Source organism: Sinomicrobium pectinilyticum, assembly GCF_003725735.1.
Lineage (GTDB): Bacteria > Bacteroidota > Bacteroidia > Flavobacteriales > Flavobacteriaceae > Sinomicrobium > Sinomicrobium pectinilyticum.
Genome location: NZ_RJTM01000186.1, coordinates 1 through 22,564, shown reverse-complemented (window position 1 = coordinate 22,564; position 22,564 = coordinate 1). Strand labels below are relative to the sequence as shown.

The 22,564-nt window shown below is 43.5% G+C and carries 21 protein-coding genes; 13 read left to right on the top strand and 8 right to left on the bottom strand.

Annotated elements, in window-relative coordinates; all coding sequences use genetic code 11:
- Window positions 1–148: 148 nt before the first annotated feature.
- Window positions 149–841 carry a DUF4294 domain-containing protein gene (locus ED312_RS22810; RefSeq protein ID WP_123218333.1) on the bottom strand — a complete coding sequence of 231 codons (693 nt, stop codon included), beginning with the start codon at window positions 839–841 and terminating at the stop codon, window positions 149–151.
- A gap of 223 nt (window positions 842–1,064) precedes the next feature.
- On the opposite strand from ED312_RS22810, the gene ED312_RS22805 reads away from it, so the two are divergent.
- From ED312_RS22805 to ED312_RS22795, 3 genes are read left to right on the top strand one after another with little or no spacing between them, the layout of a single operon-like run.
- Window positions 1,065–2,156: a M42 family metallopeptidase gene (locus ED312_RS22805; RefSeq protein WP_123218331.1), complete on the top strand. Its 1,092-nt coding sequence runs from the start codon at window positions 1,065–1,067 to the stop codon at window positions 2,154–2,156.
- On the top strand, window positions 2,157–2,714 hold the full coding sequence (locus tag ED312_RS22800) for an NUDIX hydrolase (RefSeq protein WP_123218330.1): 558 nt from the start codon (window positions 2,157–2,159) through the stop codon (window positions 2,712–2,714).
- A 47-nt stretch (window positions 2,715–2,761) separates the two neighbouring features.
- A complete protein-coding gene (locus ED312_RS22795) occupies window positions 2,762–4,690 on the top strand; it encodes a DUF294 nucleotidyltransferase-like domain-containing protein (protein ID WP_123218329.1) in 1,929 nt (642 codons plus the stop codon).
- Between the two features lie 150 nt (window positions 4,691–4,840).
- Here ED312_RS22795 and ED312_RS22790 read toward each other — a convergent pair whose 3' ends face one another.
- A complete protein-coding gene (locus ED312_RS22790; protein WP_123218328.1) occupies window positions 4,841–5,659 on the bottom strand; it encodes an inositol oxygenase family protein in 819 nt (272 codons plus the stop codon).
- Window positions 5,660–5,726: 67 nt separating this feature from the next.
- Entirely contained in the window at window positions 5,727–7,334 is a 1,608-nt protein-coding gene (locus ED312_RS22785; RefSeq protein WP_123218327.1) for a solute:sodium symporter family transporter, read from the bottom strand.
- A gap of 533 nt (window positions 7,335–7,867) precedes the next feature.
- On the opposite strand from ED312_RS22785, the gene ED312_RS22775 reads away from it, so the two are divergent.
- On the top strand, window positions 7,868–9,445 hold the full coding sequence (locus ED312_RS22775) for a SulP family inorganic anion transporter (protein WP_123218325.1): 1,578 nt from the start codon (window positions 7,868–7,870) through the stop codon (window positions 9,443–9,445).
- Window positions 9,446–9,832: 387 nt separating this feature from the next.
- Here the strand turns inward: ED312_RS22775 and ED312_RS22770 are convergent, their stop codons facing one another.
- A complete protein-coding gene (locus tag ED312_RS22770; protein ID WP_123218324.1) occupies window positions 9,833–10,471 on the bottom strand; it encodes a class I SAM-dependent methyltransferase in 639 nt (212 codons plus the stop codon).
- Between the two features lie 240 nt (window positions 10,472–10,711).
- On the opposite strand from ED312_RS22770, the gene ED312_RS22765 reads away from it, so the two are divergent.
- On the top strand, window positions 10,712–12,454 hold the full coding sequence (locus tag ED312_RS22765; RefSeq protein WP_123218323.1) for a M14 family metallopeptidase: 1,743 nt from the start codon (window positions 10,712–10,714) through the stop codon (window positions 12,452–12,454).
- Between the two features lie 75 nt (window positions 12,455–12,529).
- Here ED312_RS22765 and ED312_RS22760 read toward each other — a convergent pair whose 3' ends face one another.
- From ED312_RS22760 to ED312_RS22750, 3 genes are all read right to left on the bottom strand, one after another.
- The gene (locus tag ED312_RS22760; protein WP_123218322.1) at window positions 12,530–14,368 is read right to left on the bottom strand and encodes an ABC transporter ATP-binding protein; all 1,839 of its coding nucleotides are present in this window, start codon (window positions 14,366–14,368) and stop codon (window positions 12,530–12,532) included.
- A gap of 84 nt (window positions 14,369–14,452) precedes the next feature.
- Complete coding sequence (locus ED312_RS22755) at window positions 14,453–14,743, bottom strand: hypothetical protein (protein ID WP_148044358.1); 291 nt, start codon at window positions 14,741–14,743, stop codon at window positions 14,453–14,455.
- Window positions 14,744–14,844: 101 nt separating this feature from the next.
- Window positions 14,845–15,429 carry an NUDIX hydrolase gene (locus ED312_RS22750; protein ID WP_123218320.1) on the bottom strand — a complete coding sequence of 195 codons (585 nt, stop codon included), beginning with the start codon at window positions 15,427–15,429 and terminating at the stop codon, window positions 14,845–14,847.
- A gap of 8 nt (window positions 15,430–15,437) precedes the next feature.
- On the opposite strand from ED312_RS22750, the gene pyrE reads away from it, so the two are divergent.
- Entirely contained in the window at window positions 15,438–16,091 is a 654-nt protein-coding gene (gene pyrE / locus ED312_RS22745) for an orotate phosphoribosyltransferase (RefSeq protein ID WP_123218332.1), read from the top strand.
- Window positions 16,092–16,177: 86 nt separating this feature from the next.
- Window positions 16,178–16,570 carry an SRPBCC family protein gene (locus ED312_RS22740; RefSeq protein ID WP_123218319.1) on the top strand — a complete coding sequence of 131 codons (393 nt, stop codon included), beginning with the start codon at window positions 16,178–16,180 and terminating at the stop codon, window positions 16,568–16,570.
- 52 nt (window positions 16,571–16,622) lie between these two features.
- Here ED312_RS22740 and ED312_RS22735 read toward each other — a convergent pair whose 3' ends face one another.
- On the bottom strand, window positions 16,623–17,354 hold the full coding sequence (locus ED312_RS22735) for a biotin--[acetyl-CoA-carboxylase] ligase (RefSeq protein WP_123218318.1): 732 nt from the start codon (window positions 17,352–17,354) through the stop codon (window positions 16,623–16,625).
- Window positions 17,355–17,534: 180 nt separating this feature from the next.
- Between ED312_RS22735 and rsfS the strand changes: the two genes are divergently transcribed.
- The 6 genes from rsfS (at window position 17,535) to ED312_RS22705 (ending at window position 22,450) form a co-directional block, all read left to right on the top strand.
- On the top strand, window positions 17,535–17,906 hold the full coding sequence (gene rsfS / locus ED312_RS22730) for a ribosome silencing factor (protein WP_123218317.1): 372 nt from the start codon (window positions 17,535–17,537) through the stop codon (window positions 17,904–17,906).
- 28 nt (window positions 17,907–17,934) lie between these two features.
- Window positions 17,935–19,872 (top strand): ATP-dependent zinc metalloprotease FtsH, encoded by a 1,938-nt coding sequence (gene ftsH, locus ED312_RS22725; RefSeq protein WP_123218316.1) that lies wholly within the window; start codon window positions 17,935–17,937, stop codon window positions 19,870–19,872.
- 146 nt (window positions 19,873–20,018) lie between these two features.
- The gene (locus ED312_RS22720; RefSeq protein ID WP_123218315.1) at window positions 20,019–20,627 is read left to right on the top strand and encodes an LUD domain-containing protein; all 609 of its coding nucleotides are present in this window, start codon (window positions 20,019–20,021) and stop codon (window positions 20,625–20,627) included.
- 1 nt (window position 20,628) lies between these two features.
- The gene (locus ED312_RS22715) at window positions 20,629–21,441 is read left to right on the top strand and encodes a phosphatidate cytidylyltransferase (RefSeq protein ID WP_123218314.1); all 813 of its coding nucleotides are present in this window, start codon (window positions 20,629–20,631) and stop codon (window positions 21,439–21,441) included.
- On the top strand, window positions 21,431–22,096 hold the full coding sequence (locus tag ED312_RS22710; protein WP_123218313.1) for a phosphatidylserine decarboxylase family protein: 666 nt from the start codon (window positions 21,431–21,433) through the stop codon (window positions 22,094–22,096). Before ED312_RS22715 ends, ED312_RS22710 begins: the two co-directional genes overlap by 11 nt.
- A gap of 90 nt (window positions 22,097–22,186) precedes the next feature.
- Complete coding sequence (locus tag ED312_RS22705; RefSeq protein WP_123218312.1) at window positions 22,187–22,450, top strand: acyl-CoA-binding protein; 264 nt, start codon at window positions 22,187–22,189, stop codon at window positions 22,448–22,450.
- The last annotated feature ends 114 nt before the right edge of the window (window positions 22,451–22,564 follow it).

Here is a 22,564-nt window from a genome sequence, read left to right as displayed (position 1 = left end):
AAGCGGGGGCAAAGATAAAACCTCTTTCCCCAATCCCACAAACAAAAAATGAAGTTTTTTTTGAACTCTTCACCAATACATTGCTCCACAACATTTTATGAAGAGAAAAAAGGATAGCTAAGATAATAGATTTTTCCGAACCTGCCAACTATTTTTCCAGATCAGGGGATTTTTTCCATTTATTGGACAGCGTAGCATAGTCAAAATCGAGGACCGAAGGCTGTTTTTCTATATGGTCTGCCGCAAAAGCGCGCTGTAAAATATCTTCAATAAGATAATCTTCGTGTACCGATTCCGGATGATATTCTTCTTTCAGAGATATTTTAAACATCCTTGCAGTATTATTATACCAAAAGGCACGCCATCCGTTCCGTAACTCTTTTACCAGGTCAAAAGCAGTAGCCCCGGTTTGGCGGTGAATAAGTTTTACCAATATCTGGCCTTCGGTACGGGTAAGTTTTTTCAGTTCATCCGTAAATTCCTCTTCTATATATTTTTGTATTCGTCTCGTATACCACCTCCTCCTTGAATTCGACTCTATCAGGTCCAGTCTCCTGTTAAGTTCCGTCAATCGTTCGGAAGCCAGTTTGGCATAAGGATATACTTTGAGGGTCTTCCTTCTTAAAATATAGTAACGCACCCTCTCTTCCCGCGAATCGAACTTCAGTCTGTCAAAAACATATACTTCTTCAAGGCTTATGGAAGTACGGGGCACGGTATCTCCTTTCAGCAAAATATACTCCTGCCCCAGCGAATCCTTAAAAGCTCCCTGCTCCTGAGCCCCCACAGAGCCCCCCAGAACAAGAAGAAATATAAAGACATATATGTGTTTTTGTACCATAATATAGCTAAAGGACTCTCCTGCACTTCCTTCCGGATGTAAATTTACAAACATTCTTTCTGCTGTCAACACATCTTCTCCTTTTAACATATGTCCCGTTTACCTGAAAAATCATGACCCGAACGACTTTACCAGACCACATGAAACGTCAAATATCTATATTATAAACTATTGAATGTAACCGAATATTATTATTTTCGTGCGATAAATAAATATATGCATTATGGCGAAAAAAGCGGAAATTATCAATAAGAAATCTTTGGGTTTCCTGGAGAAATATCTGAACAACCCTTCTCCCACAGGTTATGAATGGGAAGGACAAAAACTGTGGATGGAATACCTGAAGCCTTATGTAGATACTTTTATAACGGACACATACGGGACGGCAGTAGGTGTCATCAACCCGAATGCCAAATACAAAGTAGTTATCGAAGGGCATTCCGATGAAATTTCGTGGTATGTCAATTATATTACGGACAACGGTCTTCTGTACGTCATACGCAACGGGGGAAGCGATCATCAGATAGCTCCTTCCAAATGGGTAGATATTCATACCAAAAAAGGTATTATAAAAGGAGTATTCGGCTGGCCTGCCATTCACACCAGGAACTCGAATAAGGAAGAAACGCCGAAACTGGACAATATATTCATAGACATAGGGGCCAAAGACAAAAAAGAAGTGGAAAAAATGGGCGTACATGTAGGATGCGTCATTACTTACCCGGACACCTTCCAGGTGCTCAACGGCAATAAGTTTGTGTGCCGGGCCATTGATAACCGTGTCGGCGGCTTTATGATCGCCGAAGTAGCCCGTTTACTGCGCGAAAATAAAATAAAGCTGCCTTTCGGGCTCTACATAACCAATTCCGTACAGGAAGAAATAGGCCTTCGCGGGGCTGAAATGATCACACAAACCATAAAACCGAATGTAGCCATTGTTACCGATGTTTGTCACGATACCACTACTCCGATGATCGATAAAAAGACACAGGGGGAAACTAAAATAGGAGACGGACCGGTTATTTCATACGCCCCGGCCGTACAGAACAAACTGCGCGAGCTTATCATAGAAACGGCAGAGGAGAAAAAAATACCGTTCCAGCGAATGGCTTCTTCAAGGTTTACGGGAACGGATACGGACGCATTTGCCTATAGCAACGGCGGTGTGGCTTCCGCTCTTATATCCCTGCCACTCCGGTATATGCACACTACCGTGGAAATGATACATAAAGAAGATGTGGAAAATGTTATCCGTCTTATTTATGAAACCCTCATCAAAATTACCCCGGAAACCAGTTTCAGCTATTTCGACTAAATGGACGAATATATAGACATACTGGATGAACAGGGCAATTACACCGGAAAAGTCCTTTTAAAGTCCGAAGCACATGCAAAAGGGCTTTTCCATCCTACCATCCATGTCTGGCTTTATACCGCAGACGGCAAAATCCTGCTCCAGAAAAGGTCGGAGAAGAAAGATACTTTTCCCGGGCACTGGGATGTCTCCGTTGCCGGACATGTAGGAGCCGGGGAAAAGCCGCTGGTCTCTGCAATACGGGAAACCCGGGAAGAGCTCGGCCTGCATATTCCGGAAAAGGACCTGAAAAAAATAGGCATCTGTAAATCTCTCAAAAAACACGGGCCTCATATTACCGATAAAGAATTTCACCATATTTATATATCTCCGCTCCGAGTTCCCGTTGATCAATTGAAACTACAGGAAACCGAAGTAGATGAGATAAAACTCATGGACCCGGAAGAATTTCTGAAGGTCCTTAAATCTCCTTCCTCCCCGGATCTCTATGTTTTCCAGACTGCGGATTATTATACCCTTGTATTTTCGGAATTAAAGAAAAGAACGGGAAAATCCTGAATCTGATCACACGGTAACAGGGACAAATATCCCAAAAAGCAACGCATATGAAAAACACCATAGCCCTCCGCATTGCCGATTTCCTGAAGAACCACCCGCCGTTTGACGTGCTCAGCAAGGAGCAGCTCCTGGAAGTCTCTTCACATGTCCGGGTATTGTACTACGACAAAAACAAGGTGATCTTCAACGAGAACGATGAAGGACACGACCAGTTTTATGTGGTCCATAAAGGGGCAGTTGCCTTGCAAAAAAGAAAGAATGGCGGAGATTTTACAGCGATTGACAATTGTGACGAGGGAGATATCTTCGGGTTGCGGCCGCTCATAGCGCGGGAAAACTATGTTATTAAAGCTGTTACCAAAGAAGAAAGTATAGTATACGGCATTCCCATATCTGTTTTCAGGCCTGTAGTTGAACAAAATCCGCAGGTGGGTAATTTCCTCATTGAGACTTTTGCCTCCAATACGGAAAACCCGTATTCCGAAGAATACCGGAAAAAACTGTATACTGAAGAAGATATTGACGTAAAATTAAGTACCTCGACAGACCTGTCCGATCTGCAACCCACCAAGTATGTAAAAAATGTCATTACCTGTCCGCCCGGGGAAACCACACAGGACGTCGCCCTGCTCATGCGTGAAAAGAATATTGGTTCTGTTGTCATTACCGAGGATTATATCCCCATAGGCATTGTCACCGATCGCGACCTGAAAAACAAAATAGTCACAGGCGATTATCCGATTGATACCCCCATAAAAAACATTATGACCTCCCCCGTCATCTGTTATCCCAGGAACACTACCATAGCCCAGGCCCAAATAGCCCTAATGAAACACAAGATAGGGCACCTCTGTATTACAAAAGACGGCACACCAAAATCCAAACTCATTGGCCTCATTTCCGAGCACGATATTACCGTTTCGCAGGGGAACAACCCTTCGGTACTGATGAAAGCCATCAAACGTGCTTCCAAAACCAAACACCTGAAACGCATACATGAAAAAATCATGGTGTTACTGAAAGGATACATCCGGCAGAACATTCCGCTTACCCATATCTCCAGGATCATTACGGAACTGAACGATGCCACCATTAAACGGTGCATAGAACTGTCGCTGGCCAAAATGCCCGGAGATCCTCCGGTAAAATTCGCCTGGTTATCTCTCGGCAGCCAGGGTAGAAAAGAACAGCTATTGCATACAGACCAGGACAATGCCATCGTATTTGAAAATGTGGAACCCGAAAAGCTCGAAGAGACAAAAGCCTATTTTCTCGCCCTGGCCCAAAAAGTAACCAAGCGCCTCAATACACTAGGGTATGAATACTGCCCGGCCGATATGATGGCCAGTAATCCGAAATGGTGCCTTTCGCTCAAAGAATGGAAAACCCAGTTCACCAAATGGATCACAGAACCGGGAGACGATGAGATTCTGCTTTGCTCTATCTTTTTTGATTTTGATATTTCCTATGGCGAAAGTACCCTGACCGACGCCCTGAGCAAACATATTTTTGAAAAGACCGGGCAAAATACCTATTTCTTTGCCATGCTGGGCAGAAGCGTCTTGCAGACCCCTTCCCCACTTGGCTTTTTCAGGCAATTCCTGGTAGAACAAAACGGTGAATACAAGGATTTCTTTGACCTGAAAAAAAGGGCCATTACCCCTATTACAGATGCAGGAAGGGTACTTATCCTCTCTCACCAGGTGCAACACATAAACAACACTGCTGAACGCTTTGAAAAACTTGCCGATCTGGAACCTGAGAACAAACAACTCTACCTCTCCTGTTCTTATACCTCCAAGGCCCTGTTAAAGTTCCGCACCAAACACGGGCTTATGCACAACGATTCAGGGCGCTATATCGAACTCGCCGCATTGTCCAAAGAAGAAAAAATGAAACTTAAACGATGTTTTAAAACCATCCGGGAGATCCAGGAGCTGATAAAGATCAGGTATAAACTCACTTCCTTTATATAACGGATAAAACCAGTATCTCTTAAAATTCAAAGAGGTTGTTTACTCTTGTGTTTTTATTGGGGATTTGAAACTAAACGATAATGAGCTATTATCCGTTACAGCCTCCTCATTCATCTCCTAAATGCAGAAAAGAAATCTGAAGTTCTGTTTTTACCAGTAAATCGGCCCCGTTCCCAGGTATTTTTCCGCAATGGGGAGGTAGTAATCCTTTATTTCCTCAAGGTCATATACTTTATTGGATTTGGTATAAAGGTCGTATTGGTTAAAGTCTTTTACCCATTCCTTATATTGTTGGTCATGCCCGTCGAGCAATTCGGTATAACTTCCGCCACTGTGCCAGGGATAGAAAGAGTGGTAGCGGATCATTACCATCCCGGCTTCGGGTATGCTGTTGTCCTTGTGATTGGCCAGCACCTGATAGAGATATTCATCGTGCCCCCAGGCCAGCGCCAGGTTGTCGATACCGCAGCCCGCTTCGTAGATACCCAGAGGGGTATTGTAGCGAGGGTCCTGCATATCCTTGTTCAGCTTATTGAACTCAGGATAGACACAAGTGTCCGGCAGAGCACAACCTACTACAAAAACATCTCCCACCAAGCCCCATTGTTCGGCCTGGCTGGTACCATCTTCATCAGATCCCCATAAGTACATTACCTTACCCAGGTCGTGGATCAGTCCCACCAGTTGCATCCAGTCCGGCCTGTTGTCGGCACGGATGGCTTCGGCAGATTGCACCAGGTGCTGTACATTCGGAAGGTCGAGATCCGGATCGCTCACGTCGATCAGGGCATCCAGTTTTTCCATGGCATCCCACAAGTTCATGGGCTTGTCATAAGTCAGGTACTTATTCTTCATTTGCCGGACATAGTCATAAGTCTGGCGTTCACGCATTTTTTTGTAATGCAGTCTTACCGCTGCATCTACGTCCAGTTTATCGTAGTTACGGAATTCTTTTTTTGTAGTCTCCATGATCTAAACTTGTAATGTTATCATTATTTCGTCATCTTTCTCTCTATATTCCTGCCCTTCCGGATCATCAGGCCTGCACATTCCCGAGCAGGACGTATATGGTTACGGTGACGATCACCAGTGCAATACTTAAGGGCACGGCATATTTCCAGGGCCTTACATTGAGTATGCCTCTGTCTTTTATCACAAAGGTATTCTTCCTTGGATACCATAAAGATACAAAATGCATCATTAGAATATTCAACAAAAATTCAAGTCCCCAGATATGCACAAAATGCAGGTCTATACGAAATACAAAATAAGTAAGTACATAAAATGCCAGGCCGAACAGCAGGCCTGCCTTTGCCCCGGTAGCCGATACTTTCGGAAAAAGAAACCCGGCAATAATGACGCTGGCTATAGGAATAAAGAAAATACCGTTGAGCTGTTGCAGCAACTGGTAGAGCCCCTGGGGTGCATTGGCCACAAACGGGGCAATGCCAATGGCAAAAATGCCCAGTATTGCCGATACCCATTTACCAATACGCACCAGTTTCAGTTCTCCTGTGTTCCGGTTAATATATCTTTTGTACAGGTCCAGGCTAAAGACTGTTGCGGCACTGTTTAGGGCACTGTTGAAAGTACTCAGGATAGCCCCCATCATCACAGCTACGAAAAAACCCGTAAGCCAGAATGGCAGGACTTTTTTGACCAGCATGGGGTATACCCTGTCCAGATCGTCATAGAGGGAGTTACCGAAATAATAAAAGCCGATAAGCCCCGGCAGTACAATGACCAGCGGAATGAGTATTTTCAGAATTCCCGTATAAAGCAATCCCTTCTGGGCCTCTTTCAGGCTTACCGCGCCCAGGGCCCTCTGGATAATAGACTGGTGCATGGCCCAGAAATACAGCTGGTTGATCATAAGTCCGGTAAACAGCACCTCGAAAGGAAGAATGGCCGACCTGGCCCCCGGTCCCATACCCGGCTCCCGGCTTATAACATTAAACTTCGAAGGGTCTTTTTCAAAAACCTCTGCCAGCCCCTCAAGTATATTCCCTTTACCGATACTCCACAAGGCCAGTGCCGGGACCAGCAATCCTGCGACAAGGAGCCCGAACCCATTGATAGTATCGGTATAGGCCACCATTTTCAATCCGCCGAATATAGCATATACCGCACCTATACTTCCCACTACCAGAATGGTTATCCATATACCCTGCGATCTGCTTACGTTGAGTAATTCCGAAATCCGGAATATGGCTTCTATGTTCAATGCTCCCGTATAAAGTACAATAGGCAGGAGTGTCACCGTAAATGAAATGATAAGCAGTGTGGCCACAATAGTCCGGGTAGCACCGTCAAAACGATTTTCGAGAAATTCCGGGATGGTAGTAAGTCCCATTTTCAGGTACCTGGGGGCAAAATACAGGGCAGCAATAACCAGGGCCAGCGCAGAAGTCACTTCCCATGCAATAATGATGGCCCCGTTTTTATAAGACGAGCCGTTCATCCCCACCAGGTGTTCCGTAGAAATATTGGTAAGCAGGAGCGAGCCTGCTATCACCACTCCCGTAAGCGATCGCCCGCCAAGAAAATAACCATCCTGCGTCTTCAGGTTGTCGCGGCGCAGTTTCCAGGTGGCATAAAACGCAACGAAAGCGGTAAATAACAAAAAACTGAGGAAAGTAAGCATGTACAGGATAAATTAGGAATGCCGTGAATTTACGAAAAAAAATGTTCGATCCGGAAGTTGATAAGGGGGATGCCTTTATAAAGTATCAAATATGGTCTTTCGGAATAAAAAAATATCAGTGCACCCGGGGCTGGAAAAATACAGCAAGTTTACAAGGCCAGGACCTTGTTAAAACATATATTTCTTTGATACAATTTACCTTAAACGCTGCAATATTAATCTTATAAAATTAGCAACTTTATTAAAATCCGGACTCTTTATTAAAGACTGCACAAAAATTCACTTTATCATAAATTTTTGTTAACCTCTTATAGTTGCCACTCTTATCAAAAGTATTACTTTTGCCACTTCATTTATGAAACGCAGAATAACTACATACTTCAAAACCCTTACGCCGCCTTGATAGCGGGAGCATGCTCTGCATAAAGCCGTTCCCTGTCTTTGGGAAACCGGTTCCTTTTTACATACCATACATTTTATTATTGTTAAACATTGGTTGGTTATACACTGATCTACTATTTATAATTATTGCTATGAAGAAAATATTCAATTTATTTGATCTTTCACAGAAGGTAAATTACAAAACCGAGGTCCTGTCCGGGCTTACCGTGGCCCTTGCCCTTGTGCCCGAAGCTATTGCATTTGCCATGATTGCCGGCTTTTCACCCCTTATTGGATTGTATGCCGCTTTTACGATGGGTCTTGTCACCTCCATTCTTGGAGGCCGTCCGGGGATGATCTCCGGGGCTACTGGGGCTGTTGCCGTAGTGTTCGTAGGGCTTATTGTAAAATTACAGGAAATGAACCCGGGCATAGACGCCGAGGGCATCCTCCAATATGTATTTGCTACTGTTATCCTGGCAGGATTAATACAAATAGCAGCAGGGGTACTGCGTTTAGGTAAATTCATCCGGTTGGTACCTCATTCCGTAATGTTCGGTTTTGTAAACGGACTGGCTATAATCATATTCACTGCACAATTTTCAAGTTTTTACCAGAAGGGAAGCACTGAACTCCTTCAGGGGCCGGCCATGCTCGTTATGCTTGGACTGGTTTTGCTCACCATGCTTATTATATGGGGTTTACCCAAACTCACTAAGGCAGTACCTTCATCACTGGTTGCCATTATCGTGGTTTCTGCCCTGGTTATAGGCCTTAATATAGAAACCACGACTGTGGCCGACACACTTAAAGAAGGTGAGACCATAAAAGGAGGATTCCCTCCGCTAACCATACCCAGTATTCCGTTTACCTGGGAAACCTTTATGCTTATCCTTCCCTATTCCGCCATTATTGCCGGTGTGGGCATGATAGAAAGCCTGCTTAGTTTAAGCCTTATCGACGAAATTACCGAAACCCGCGGCCGGGGTAATAAAGAGTGTGTGGCGCAGGGAACGGCCAATATTGTTTCCGGTTTCCTTTCCGGTATGGGTGGCTGTGCCATGCTTGGGCAAAGTCTTATAAATATTTCTTCAGGAGCGAGAGCCAGGCTGTCCGGTATTGTAGCTTCGGTGGGATTACTGTGTTTTATCATGTTCGGTTCCGGCCTTATCGAAAGGCTTCCCATGGCCGCCCTGGTAGGTGTTATGTTTATGGTGGCCATAGGCACCTTCGAATGGGCCAGTTTAAAAACATTCAAAAAAATGCCGGCATCCGATGTTATTGTTATGGTGCTGGTAACCCTCATCACCGTTATTACCCATAACCTGGCCGTTGCCGTGCTCATCGGAGTAGTGCTCTCTGCCCTGGCTTACTCCTGGGAAAATGCCAAACGGATACGCGCCCGCAAATATATAGACGACAAGGGTGTAAAACATTATGAAATATTTGGCCCCCTGTTCTTTGGTTCCGTACAGGGTTTTGCAGATAAATTTGACGTGCTTAACGATCCGCAGGAAGTGGTTATTGACTTTGCCGAAAGCCGCGTTGCCGACATGTCTGCCATAGAAGCACTCAATTCCGTAACCAAACGCTATGCAAAACGAGGTAAAACCGTACACTTGCGGCACCTCAGTAAAGACTGCCGCAAACTACTGCAAAATGCCGAAGCCATCATTGATGTCAATATTATGGAGGACCCAAGTTATAAGGTTATGATAAACCGGATTTAATTTCCTTATCAGAATATGCTAATTCGATAACTGGTTAATGAGACAATGAGATAATTATATTATTACTTGATGTATATTTTTAACAAAAGATAGATTTAGAAGGAAAAATCCTCGGCTCAATCCCCAGTTATCGGGACTATTGAAACGAGGATTTTTGTTGTTTTATCCTTTGGTAAATGTTGTCTGGTTAAGCGGATTTTTTTTAGGAAATTACGACACTAACTATAAAACATGTCTTTTGGCAATGCATTAATCCCGATCCCGGATTATCAGGATTACCGGAACAGTAAAAAAATGGACAAAACCCATCAAAATGCACAGCGTGTTTCCGGATAATATTATCTCACTGACCAATTATCAAATTGACACATTATCGAATTAGCTCATTTATTTCACATAAACAATCAACCTTCCCTCCACCATTAGCCCGGAAAATCCGAATTCCTTTTTAATCCATTGCAGGGTCTCCTCGCTATAAATAAATACGTGGGTAGGGTCGTTCTTATAATTCCAGCCGTGAAAATCTATTGTATTGTCATACAAACTTGTCATACAATACAGTTTCCCTCCCGGAAGTAAAAGGGACCGCAGCAGCCCGAACTCTTCATATGGTTTATGAAAATGCTCCATGACCTCGCAGCAAACAATATAATCATAGTGTTCCTTCAGCAGGTTTTTATTCCTGGCAAAAAAAGGATCGTACTGCGCAATAGTATATCCCTTATCTTCCAGCACTTTGGAGATCACAGGGCCTGTCCCCGAACCAAAATCCAGTCCGCGATGGTATTTTTTAAAATCATGCTGTACGGATGATGTAATCGGGAAGACAAATTGCCGGTAACGTTTATCTGAAATATCATTATTGTGTTCCTCATAGCGGGATTTTTCCGCATCGCTGTCCACATACGTACTTTCCGGCCGGAAAAGGCCCCGACAATGTCCGCAGGAATAAAACGTATGTTTTCTCTGGTAAAACAAACTCACATTTTCACTACTGCACAGAGGACAGTGTCTAAGATTGCTCATAGTATTATAGTCTTTTCGAATCGCGTTAATTTACCCGCCACCAACTCAACTTATTTTCCGTAAGAAAGTACATACCGGAAATTACACAATGCGTTAAATTAAAATCGATTTATCATTTTTCGCTCTCCCATGCATGACAGCCTCATGGCAAATTTAGTATATTCGTGCAGTTCATTCTACGGGCTTCCGGAGAAACCCGGGAATAGCCAATCGTAAAGTCTAAACCGAAACCATTTGCTCATGAAGCGCTATTTTATTTGCTTTTTACTCTTTGTGACCGCATGTAATACCGTTGATAAAAAAGAAGAACAGGAGTTCATTACCTTGTTCGAAACTTCCGGTGGTGAGAAGACCCCCGAATACGAGGAAGTGATGGCCTACTACATGAAACTGGCCAGGACTTTCCCCGATATAGCCCTCCAGACCATGGGAGACACGGACAGCGGCCATCCGCTGCACATCGTCACCTACAATCCCGAAGGAAGTTTTAATTTCAACCGGATCAGGGAAGATAAGCGTATAGTTTTGATATTAAATGGTATCCATCCCGGCGAAAGCGATGGTATTGATGCCTCCATGATGCTTTTAAGGGATTATGCCACAGGCAAACTTACCCCTCCGGAAAATACGGTTGTTGTGGCCATTCCGGTATATAATATAGGTGGAGCCCTCAACAGGAACAGCCATACCAGGGCCAATCAGAACGGACCGAAAACATATGGTTTCCGCGGCAATGCGCAAAACTATGACCTCAATCGCGATTTCATAAAATCGGACTCCAAAAATGCCAGGGCATTTGCCGAAATATTCCACCTGGTAAAACCCGATGTATTTATAGATACCCATGTGAGCAACGGCGCAGATTACCAATATGTTCTCACCCACCTGTTTACCCAGCACAATAAACTGGGAGGTGATCTCGGAAAATACCTGCACCGGGAAATGATGCCGCAACTGGAAGAAAGCCTGGCCGACAAGGACTGGCATATTACCCCTTATGTAAATGTGTTTAACCAGGTCCCGGAAAGCGGCTTTTCGCAGTTTATGGATTACCCCAGGTATTCCACCGGATATACTACCTTATGGAACACCCTCGGCATGATGGTGGAAACACACATGCTGAAACCTTATAAACAAAGAGTGGAAGGCACCTACCAATTACTGAAGGACATGGTGGACATTACGGAAAAAGACCATCTGAAAATAAAGGAACTAAGGGAAAAAGCTTTTGAACATTATGCCGAAGCAGATCTCTACCCGGTACAATGGACGATAGATTCAACCAAAGTATCCACATTGCAATTCCGGGGATATGAGGCCGATACACTTATCAGTGAAGTAACAGGTTTTCCCAGGTTAAAATACGATCGAAACAGGCCGTTTACCAAACCGGTTTCGTATAACGATTATTTCAAGCCGTCCAAAGAAGTTTCCATTCCGGAAGCTTATATCATCCCTAAACAATGGTGGCGGGTAATAGAGCTTTTACAGGCCAATCAGGTAGAACTCCAGACATTTACCCGCGATACGGTTATGGAAGTAGAGATTTATCGCATTGAAGATTTCCAAACCCGGGCTGCTGCTTTCGAAGGGCATTACCTGCACTACAATACCTCCGTCAGTTCTCATACGGAGAAAAAGCAGTTTCTGAAGGGAGACTATATCCTAAAGACCGATCAGCCTGCAATACGCTACCTTATGGAAACCCTTGAGCCCGAAGCTTCCGATTCGTTCTTTAACTGGAACTTTTTTGATGCGATACTGCAGCAAAAGGAGCATTTTTCCCCTTATGTATTTGAAGATATAGCATTGAAAATCCTGAATGAAAATCCACAACTGAAAAGCGAATTCGAATCCGCAAAGGCAAAAGACTCCTTGTTTGCCGGTAACTGGTATGCGCAACTGAACTGGGTATACGAACATTCCCCTTATTACGAAAAGGCACATCTCCAATATCCTGTATACCGGGTGAATAATTTGTGAGTTGACTAGTTGTTAAGCCCGGATTTGAAAGCGTTATCTCAAAAACTTCGTACTTCTCACTTCGCACCTCTAACTTTAATTATATCCCACGGCCTGTAACGTAAACAACTCTGCGTACAGGCCCTTGTTTTCCATGAGTGATTCATGTGTTCCGTGTTCCAGCACCCTGCCGTCTTTAAGCACCACAATAGTATCGGCAAGCCGTACTGTACTGAAACGATGCGAAATAATAATGGCGGTCTTCTCTTCCGTCAGCCCTATGAACCTCTGAAAGGCTTCGTACTCTGCCCGGGCATCCAGTGCAGAAGTGGGTTCATCCAGGATAGCGATTCTTGCATCCTTCATATATGCACGGGCCAGGGCTATTTTTTGCCACTGCCCGCCGGAGAGATCCAGCCCGTCCGTAAACCTGCGCCCCAGTTTCTGATCATATTTTCCCGGAAGGGAAGCGATTACCTGGTCGGCCAGACTTTGCTCGGCAGCGCTGAATATCTTGTCACGATTATGCACTTCCCCTATATTACCGACGGCTATATTTTCTCCTGCTGAAAAGTTATACTTGACAAAATCCTGAAAGATCACCCCGAAAAGCCCCTGGTAGGCCTCTTTGGAAAATTCCCGGATATCTGTTCCGTCCAGAAGGATTTTCCCCTTCACCGGCTCGTAAAACCGAAGGGCAAGTTTTATAAGCGTAGTCTTGCCTGCACCGTTCTCTCCTACAAAGGCCAGTTTTCTGCCTGCCGGGACTTTAAAGCTTACCCCTTTCAGCACATATTCTTCCCTTCCCGGGTATTTAAACCATACATCTGCAAATTCCAGGCCCTGTTGAATTATATCCGGAACAGGGACCGTTGTTCCCGGATCATCGGAAACAGTTTCCAGGTCCAGAAAATCGAAATAATCTTTCAGGTACAGGGAGCTTTCCGTAATCTGGCTAAACCGGAAAAAGATGTTCTGCAACTGGCTTCGCAACCGGTTAAAAGACCCGGAAAGGAAGGTGAGGTCACCTACTGTAAGCACGCCCGCAACTACACGGATAATTATCAGTACAAAAGCGCCGTAATAAGACAGTACTCCCAGGATATTGAAAGCCCCTCCCCAAAGATTTTTGCGGATAGCCAGTCTTCGGGTCACTTTATAATACGCATCGGAAAGTTTTTTAAAACGGGCTGCGATATACGCCGTAAGGCCAAACAGCTTGACCTCCTTGGCTGTAATATCACTGGCACCTACATAACGGAGATCGTCCAGCTCCCGTCGTTCCGTAGTCCAGCCACGTGCGAGGGAATAACTCTTCTGGCTGAACTTTATTTCATTGAGAAAAGCCGGTATAACCGCAAGGATGAGAAGTGCTATAAGCCAGGGTTCAAATACGGTAAGGGCCGTTACCAGGGAAATAACAGTAATACTGTCCTGTAACTGGGCCATTATGTTGGACATAAGAGATACTCTTCCCACAGTTTGCCGCCGGGCCCTTTCCAGCTTATCATAAAAATCGACATCTTCCAGTTGGCTCAGTTCAATTTCCGACGTTTTATTGATGATCTCTATAGACGATTTATTGGAATAAAGATCCCCGATCAGTGTATCCGTCAGGTTCGTGGCCCTGCTGATAAGGTCGGAAACCACTGCCAGCCCCAGTTCTATGGCAACCAACATCCACAGCCTTGTGAAGTCCTTATCGGTCTCACCGATTTGCAGAACAACCTCGTCCAGTATCAACTTCCCCACCCATAAAAGGAGGACCGGAATAGCCGAATTAACAATACGGGCCAGGATATTGGCGTAAAAAAGCCCGGGAGATACTTCCCGTATCTTTCCGAAAAATCTCGGAAGATACTGAAGGGAACCCAGGCGCTCTTTCCACCCTACTTTAGATGTACCGGAATCAGTAACGGACTTTTTCTCAGGCATAATTCTATATTTTACCCGATAAATTTAGGGCTTTTGCACATTTTGCCTTCGGTATCCGTCCGTTTTTATCCGACAAACCGGAATCTATTGTTTTTTCCAGGGTTTTCTGTTCTTGTATTTAGGACCGGTGATATCGTCCTTTCTCTTTCGTGTGATAACTTTTTGAGAAGGATCTTCCTTCTCCCATATTTTGCTGTTCTTTGCTTTAGGCCCGGTCACCGTTTCTCTATCAGGTGTATGGTATACCTTTATATCCTTAGCCTCTTTTTCCCATACTTTTTCGTTCTTGACTTTCGGACCCGTCAGCGCACTCTGCTGACCGTAGGATACGGACATAGCAAGCGCCGTACAGATTAAAATAATCGTATTTTTCATAATGCCTGTTTTTTGTGATACTGCAAAAATAAGCATTAAAAAACAGCTTTTTATTAAAGAATATATAAAATTATGACGTGAAAATGAGAATCCCCCCCTCTTTAAGCAAATAAAGATCTTATGTTTGCATACGAATTCTGAAGTGCTTCGGGGATCTCGTTCCGGTTCTTCCATTCGACCTTTTCAATACCTTCTTCGCATTGTGCTCTTAATTTCCCCGTATAGGTGCTGCTCATAGCATACCAGTAAGTTTCTTTGAGCTTATAAACCCCGTTTCTTTTGAAAATATGGTAAGTCTTTTGTAATAAAGGTCCGAGTTTCAGTTTTTTTACACCCGTTTCTTCCTCCACTTCCCTGATTGCAGCCTCTTCAATGGATTCCTTTTTTTCCACTTTTCCTTTGGGCAGGTCCCATTTGCCATTTCTGTAAATAAACAATACTTCATCTTCCGCATTGGTTACCAATCCGCCGGCAGCTACCACAAGTGGTAGTTTCTCCTGGAGTTTCTGCAATAATTGCCCCGCATCCGGGTAATATAAATGAGCAGATGCTATTTCCCCTTTATTGAGTTGCCGGATGACCTCTTCTATACTCACATTTTCCAGTAAAAACAATTTATGATTTACCTCCTTCGTAAGTATATTTGTTAAAATAATTGGATAATCATTTACAAAAACTTCATACATTTGTCACCATGGTTTTAGACAAAAATACCGCTAAAAAAACAGCAGAACTTTTGTTGCAAATTAATGCAATAAAATTGAATCCGAAAAATCCTTTTACCTGGGCTTCGGGATGGAAATCACCAATTTATTGTGACAACAGAATTTCCTTATCTTTTCCACCTATCCGCAACTTTATCCGCGAGAATATGGCACGACAGATAGAGGAATATTACGGCAAGCCCGATGTTATTGCCGGGGTAGCTACCGGGGCCATAGGCATTGGCATACTGGTGGCCGAATACCTGGGACTTCCTTTTGTTTATGTGAGACCGGAACCCAAAAAACACGGCAGACAGAACCAGATAGAAGGCTTTCTGGATCACGGTCAGAATGTTGTTGTAGTGGAAGACCTTATCAGTACGGGCAAAAGTAGTCTCAATGCCGTAGAAGCCCTCAGAGAACAGGGAGCGAATGTCAAGGGCATGATCGCTATCTTCTCTTATGGATTTGACGTTGCCGCTGAGAATTTTGAAGAAAAACGGGTACACCTTACCACGCTGAGTAATTACGACTACCTGCTGGAACAAGCAATGGAAACCAACTACATCAGTGAAAACGAACACCATACCCTGAAAGAATGGCGGACCAACCCGGCAGAATGGAAATCAACAGCAGTAAAATAAGAGGTTTATCCTCCAATACACCACAACAACCGCAAGGACGGCACATAAATTGCATTTAAACATATTCACACTAACAAAATTTACACATGCATATTGAAAGTCCGAAAACAACTGTAAACAAATCCCGGGAAGAGCTTTTTCATTTCCTCTCCGACATAAAAAATTTCGAAACCCTGATGCCGGAAAATACCAGTATGTTTGAAATACTGTCCGAAAACAAATTCGCTTTTGCACTCAAGGGAATGCCAGAAATAACCCTGGAACTGAAAGAAAAGAACGAATTCGACCGTATCGTCCTCGGGTCAGGAAGCAGTAAATTATCATTTACATTAACAGCAAATATCCGTGCGATAGAAGCCGACAAAAGTGAAGTTTGCCTGGTCTTCGAAGGCGATTTCAATGCCATGATGGGGATGATGATAAAAGGGCCTATCACCAGTTTTATCGGCACCCTTACGGAGAATATGGGGAAGTTGTAAACACTTGCAAAGTATTTCAAAAGCACGGAACGTATAATGCTTTCCGTACTTTTTAATATAACAGCTTCACTTCTTTCAGGTCATATTCCCTTTGCACTTCATTCTCCTGCCTTATAATCAGTTTTCCTGTCCCCGAAACACCTTCAATAAACCCCATAAACAGCAAGCCTTCCTTATCGGCAAAAGTAGATGGTTTGTTCAGGCGAAAAAGATTGCCCTCATACTGGGATTTCAATTCTTCCAGGTTACGCTCTACCAGCAATTTTTCAATGAACTGCAATTCTTTTACTATTTGGTGCATCAGTTCATCGAGATTGTAGGTCACCCCCGTAATAAGCTTTAACGAACCCGCATTGGGCAACCCGTTGAAATTCGTCTGGTTGACATTAAGCCCCATGCCTATGACAGCAGCATCCAGTTCCCCTTTTTTTATAATACTCTCTATAAGAACTCCGCATACCTTTTGATTAGCTGACAAAATGTCGTTAGGCCATTTGATTTTTAGTCGCGGTATATTAAACTTTTTAAGCGCACGGACAATAGCGAGTGATGTAGCCATGCTCAGACAGAATATCTCTTCTTTCCGGATACAGGAAATCTTTTTATACACACTAAACGTCAGGTTTTTACCGGACTCCGAGCTCCATGATGTTCCCATCTGCCCCCTCCCCCTGGTCTGCTCGCGTGTAACAACCACTGTATAATCCTGTAGAATCCCGGAAGTACTAAGCCCTTTTAAATAAGAATTCGTAGAATCAATGGCATTAAGTTTGATGATATGCATGTAGAATATAAATGTTCTGTTAAATAGAATAGTTAAAGAAACAAAAAAGTAATAACTTTGCGAAAATAACCAATATCAGCAGGCCTTGCCTCTGGTAATTAGGCAAAACAAGCGGGATAGCTTACACCATATGTAAAAACAGTATGAGACCCGGGTGCAAATTTAAATACATGAAAGTTAATGACAAAAAAGAATAGTAGCGCAGATCAACTCATTGCAATAATCTTGAAAGGGATAGAAGATGTTAAAGGAAAGGATATAAATATACTTGATTTAAGAGAGATTGAGAATACGGTTTGTGACTACTTCATCATCTGCAACGGTACTTCCAACACCCAGGTAAATGCCATCGTAAATTCCATCCAGAAAACAGTAAGCAAGGAACTCAAAGATAAGCCATGGCATGTGGAGGGGACGGATAATGCCGAGTGGGTACTCATGGATTATGTCAATGTGGTCGTGCATGTTTTCCAAAAGCATATTCGCGAATACTATGACATTGAAGGCCTTTGGGGCGATGCAAAATTAACCGCTGTTCCAACCGATTATTAATGATTTTTTAGACAAAGACAAGTAATTAATGGCAAAAGACAACCCAAATAACAAAAGACCGAGATTCAGTTCGTACTGGATTTATGCAATCATTTTGTTTGTGATTATCGGAGTAAACCTGTTTTCAGGGGGAAGTAGCTGGCAAAAACTTACGGCCACCACTCCTTCCGAACTACAGGAATTTCTCAAAAACGGTGACGTTGAAAAAATACTTATCATTACCAATACAAGACAGGCCAAAGTATTTCTTACCAAAGATGCCATGGCCAAGGAAGTCCATAAGGATGTGGGAGACAACTCTCTCCTTCCCGCAAGCGGGTCTTCTCCCCAATACGAAGTGAAATTCGGGGATCTTCAGAATTTTGAGAACGAAATAAAAAAGACCATAAAGGACAATAACCTGCCAACCGTTATCGGTTATGACCAGGAATCCAATCTTTTCGGAGATTTTATCATTACCATCCTGCCGTTTATCCTTATAATCGGTATATGGATATTCCTTATGCGAAGAATGGCAGGAGGCGGTGCCGGAGGTGCCGGCGGACAGATCTTCAATATAGGTAAATCCAAAGCAAGGCTTTTTGATGAAAAGACCGAGACCAAAGTAACTTTTAAGGATGTTGCCGGTCTCGAAGGGGCCAAAGAAGAAGTCCAGGAAATTGTGGAATTCCTCAAAAATCCTGATAAATACACCTCCCTGGGAGGAAAAATTCCTAAAGGAGCCCTGCTCGTCGGATCACCGGGTACCGGTAAAACTCTTCTTGCCAAAGCTGTGGCAGGAGAGGCCAAGGTACCTTTCTTCTCCCTTTCCGGATCGGATTTTGTGGAGATGTTCGTGGGTGTGGGAGCATCCAGGGTAAGAGACCTGTTTAAACAGGCCAAGGACAAATCGCCCGCAATCATATTCATAGATGAGATAGATGCTATCGGAAGAGCAAGGGGAAAAAATAATTTCACCGGCTCCAATGACGAACGCGAAAATACGCTGAACCAGTTGTTAACGGAAATGGACGGTTTTGACACCAACACCAACGTTATTGTGCTCGCCGCTACCAACCGTGCTGATGTTCTCGATAAAGCACTTATGCGTGCAGGAAGGTTTGACAGACAGATTTTCGTGGACCTTCCTGACATCAGGGAACGAAAAGAAATTTTTGAAGTCCACCTCAGGCCTATAAAAACCTCGGAGGCCCTTGACCTGGAATTCCTGGCCAAGCAAACCCCCGGTTTTTCCGGGGCGGACATTGCCAATGTGTGTAACGAAGCCGCCCTTATTGCCGCGAGAAAAGGCAAAAAAGCGGTAGACAAGCAAGACTTCCTGGATGCCGTAGACCGTATTATAGGCGGTCTGGAGAAGAAAAACAAGATCATAACCGCCGAAGAGAAAAAAACCATCGCATTCCACGAAGCCGGTCATGCCACCGTAAGCTGGATGCTGGAACATGCCGCTCCCCTGGTTAAAGTAACCATTGTTCCCAGAGGACAATCGCTCGGTGCTGCATGGTACCTTCCCGAAGAACGCCTCATCGTACGTCCGGAGCAAATGCTGGATGAAATGTGCGCTGCATTGGGCGGAAGGGCTGCGGAAAAAGTAATATTCGGTAAGATCTCCACAGGTGCCCTGAGCGATCTGGAAAAAGTTACCAAACAAGCCAAAGCCATGGTTACTATCTACGGGCTCAATGACAAGATAGGGAATCTTACTTATTATGATTCCGCCCAAAGCGAATATGGCTTTACCAAGCCATATAGTGAAGAGACAGCCATAATAATAGACAAAGAGATCTCCAATATCATAGAAGAACAATACGCAAGAGCTGTGAAACTGCTATCCGAGAATAAAGACAAGTTAACAGAACTCGCAGATCGATTACTGGAAAAAGAGGTTATTTTCAAGGATGACCTGGAGAGAATTTTCGGCAGGCGTCCCTTTGAAAAAGGAGAGGAAGAGATTGTAAAAGAATAATATTTCTCGAAATATTTCCAACGCTGCCGGCTTAAGAACAACGAGCCGGCAGCGTTGTTGTAAATAATAGACAAAATAAGGATTTCTCGAAGAATATTTTTAACTTTACATAAAAATAAAAAGCACTTTTTTCCGTTGATTATTGAATGAAGCTATTTAAGAAGATTTTAGATATTATAAACAAACCGCATCCTGCCGAAGATCCTGTTGAGGAAAGAGGTAAGTTTATGCCTAATATTGATCTTCCCGTAGACGAAAAATTCACCATAAACTTTAAGAAAAACGGAGGCAAATTCATTTATTGCGATTCCATAGAAGAGATTTACGAGAGCTTTCGGAACATCCTCAGTGAAAACAACTGGAGTGACAAAAAGATCTTCTGTGTCAATGCCAAACTGAAGGAAAAGTTTGAAAAGCTTGGAGGACAGTTCTCTTCCAGTCTCCAGGGGAGTTCGGCCTTTATTACCACCTGCGAAAATCTTGTTGCGGACAATGGTGCTATATTAATCAGCTCCAATCAGATAGGAGAACTCAAACTTCATGACCTTCCGGACAATTTAATACTTTTCGCCACTACCAGTCAGCTCGTCAATACCATCGGAGAAGGCCTGAGGGGCATTAAAAATAAAAATAAGGACCACATACCGACCAATATCACTACAATAAAACACTTCAACATACAGGGAGAAAAGAACTTTCTTAACTACGGAAGTAATTCAAAAAACCTATATTTGCTCCTTCTCGAAGATTTGTAGAATGAAAGACCTTCTCACTCGTTCCATTACGGGAATCCTTTATGTATTCCTGTTGTTGTCGGCAGTGTTTTTAAGCAGCGACGCCTTTGATTTCCTATTCCTGTCTTTCGGGTTGATATGTATCTATGAATTCAAAAAACTCATTAAATTAAGCGGTTATTATATATTTATCGCCTTCCTGTTGTTATGGTGGCTGTTTGTACACCTGGTACAGAGGGAAACGGCGATCTTCTTTTTGCTTTTCATAACCCTTGTCGTAAACTTTTTTTTAATTGCCCTCCTCTATTCCGGAAAGCAACTGAAGAATATACGGGAGCTTCATAAATTCATCATCACCCTTTTTTACATAGGGGCCGGATGTATTTTTTTAACGATGATCCCTTACCATAAACCCGATAACCTTTTTGCCAAGTTCATAATTATTGGTATTTTTATATTAATATGGATAAACGATACCTTTGCATATCTGGTAGGAAGAAGTATAGGGCGAACGAAGCTGTTCCCCAGTATATCCCCAAACAAAACCGTTGAAGGTTTTATCGGGGGAATGGTTTTCTCCCTGATAGCGGCATATGTAATTGCGTTGTACAACAGCGACCTCAGTACCATAGAATGGCTCATTCTTTCCCTGGTGGTGGTAATCACAGGGACACTGGGTGATCTTATAGAATCCAAATTCAAACGGCTTGCGGGGGTAAAAGACAGCGGAGCCATATTACCAGGGCACGGAGGCCTGCTTGATCGGTTGGACAGCATTATATTCCTTGCTCCTTTTACATATCTGACTTTACAACTTTTCATCCATGTTTCATAAAGAAGGACATAAAATCATCATCATCACCTTTCTGCTGGTCGTCGGCATTATACTGCTCGCAGAATATTTTGTACCCGTTGTATGGCTGAAGTTTCCCCTACAAATTGCCGCAATCATTTTACTGGTTCTTATACTTCAGTTCTTCCGGAACCCCAGGCGAATGACATCGGAAAGCGATAATTATGTCATTGCCCCGGTAGATGGCAAAGTAGTAGTTATAGAGGAGGTTTACGAAAAGGAATATTTCAAGGACAAAAGAATACAGGTATCCATATTCATGTCCCCTGTAAATGTCCATGTTACCCGTTATGCACTGGGGGGCGAAGTGGTCTACAGCAAATACCACCCGGGCAAATATCTGGTGGCCTGGCACCCCAAGTCATCCGAAGAGAACGAAAGGACCTCCGTAGTGGTAAAGAACACGGTTTGGGGCGAGGTAATGTATAAGCAAATAGCAGGAGCTATGGCAAAGCGTATCGTAAATTATGCGACAGAAGGTTCCCTGGCCATTCAGGGCGCTGATGCAGGCTTTATTAAATTCGGCTCCAGGGTAGACCTTCTATTACCGCTGGACGCCAAAATAAAGGTTGACCTTCACCAGAAAGTCAAAGGCGGAATAGATATTATTGCAGAAAAGTTCCCTACTTCGGGCTAAATCCCGATAAAGGTATCAGAGCATTCACACCTCACTTTAGTGAGTGAAAAAAGTCTAACCGGAACAACATTGCCACAATTAATTGCCAAAATGACCGAAGAAGCACTAAATAAAGCTTTTGAAGAGGCCGTCGAGCGGGTTAACAACTATACCGAACCCTTACCTGCGGATTTCCTTTTGCGGCTTTATGCGTACTACAAAATAGCCAACAAGAACTATGACAACCCGGGAAGCCGGAAACCTCTTATCAACGCCTTTAAAGCCAATGCTCTCTTCCAGGCCCGGAACATTACGGAAAGGGAAGCGAAAGAAAAATATATAGCCCTTGTAACCTCTGAATTAAAAGACGAATAAAGAGAGGAGTCCAGACCTGAGATCATTATTTCTCAAAGCCCCTTCTTTATCTCATTAACGTGAATAATGTTTAAGCGGCCAGTAAAAGTTGACCATTATTATTTTTATTAGGTT

What these genes read in the sequence shown, in the direction of transcription:
- ED312_RS22810 (WP_123218333.1), bottom strand. Translation starts at nt 841, where the DNA reads ATGGTACAAAAACACATATATGTCTTTATATTTCTTCTTGTTCTGGGG.
- ED312_RS22805 (WP_123218331.1), top strand. Translation starts at nt 1,065, where the DNA reads ATGGCGAAAAAAGCGGAAATTATCAATAAGAAATCTTTGGGTTTCCTG.
- ED312_RS22800 (WP_123218330.1), top strand. Translation starts at nt 2,157, where the DNA reads ATGGACGAATATATAGACATACTGGATGAACAGGGCAATTACACCGGA.
- ED312_RS22795 (WP_123218329.1), top strand. Translation starts at nt 2,762, where the DNA reads ATGAAAAACACCATAGCCCTCCGCATTGCCGATTTCCTGAAGAACCAC.
- ED312_RS22790 (WP_123218328.1), bottom strand. Translation starts at nt 5,659, where the DNA reads ATGGAGACTACAAAAAAAGAATTCCGTAACTACGATAAACTGGACGTA.
- ED312_RS22785 (WP_123218327.1), bottom strand. Translation starts at nt 7,334, where the DNA reads ATGCTTACTTTCCTCAGTTTTTTGTTATTTACCGCTTTCGTTGCGTTT.
- ED312_RS22775 (WP_123218325.1), top strand. Translation starts at nt 7,868, where the DNA reads ATGAAGAAAATATTCAATTTATTTGATCTTTCACAGAAGGTAAATTAC.
- ED312_RS22770 (WP_123218324.1), bottom strand. Translation starts at nt 10,471, where the DNA reads ATGAGCAATCTTAGACACTGTCCTCTGTGCAGTAGTGAAAATGTGAGT.
- ED312_RS22765 (WP_123218323.1), top strand. Translation starts at nt 10,712, where the DNA reads ATGAAGCGCTATTTTATTTGCTTTTTACTCTTTGTGACCGCATGTAAT.
- ED312_RS22760 (WP_123218322.1), bottom strand. Translation starts at nt 14,368, where the DNA reads ATGCCTGAGAAAAAGTCCGTTACTGATTCCGGTACATCTAAAGTAGGG.
- ED312_RS22755 (WP_148044358.1), bottom strand. Translation starts at nt 14,743, where the DNA reads ATGAAAAATACGATTATTTTAATCTGTACGGCGCTTGCTATGTCCGTA.
- ED312_RS22750 (WP_123218320.1), bottom strand. Translation starts at nt 15,429, where the DNA reads ATGTATGAAGTTTTTGTAAATGATTATCCAATTATTTTAACAAATATA.
- pyrE (WP_123218332.1), top strand. Translation starts at nt 15,438, where the DNA reads ATGGTTTTAGACAAAAATACCGCTAAAAAAACAGCAGAACTTTTGTTG.
- ED312_RS22740 (WP_123218319.1), top strand. Translation starts at nt 16,178, where the DNA reads ATGCATATTGAAAGTCCGAAAACAACTGTAAACAAATCCCGGGAAGAG.
- ED312_RS22735 (WP_123218318.1), bottom strand. Translation starts at nt 17,354, where the DNA reads ATGCATATCATCAAACTTAATGCCATTGATTCTACGAATTCTTATTTA.
- rsfS (WP_123218317.1), top strand. Translation starts at nt 17,535, where the DNA reads ATGACAAAAAAGAATAGTAGCGCAGATCAACTCATTGCAATAATCTTG.
- ftsH (WP_123218316.1), top strand. Translation starts at nt 17,935, where the DNA reads ATGGCAAAAGACAACCCAAATAACAAAAGACCGAGATTCAGTTCGTAC.
- ED312_RS22720 (WP_123218315.1), top strand. Translation starts at nt 20,019, where the DNA reads ATGAAGCTATTTAAGAAGATTTTAGATATTATAAACAAACCGCATCCT.
- ED312_RS22715 (WP_123218314.1), top strand. Translation starts at nt 20,629, where the DNA reads ATGAAAGACCTTCTCACTCGTTCCATTACGGGAATCCTTTATGTATTC.
- ED312_RS22710 (WP_123218313.1), top strand. Translation starts at nt 21,431, where the DNA reads ATGTTTCATAAAGAAGGACATAAAATCATCATCATCACCTTTCTGCTG.
- ED312_RS22705 (WP_123218312.1), top strand. Translation starts at nt 22,187, where the DNA reads ATGACCGAAGAAGCACTAAATAAAGCTTTTGAAGAGGCCGTCGAGCGG.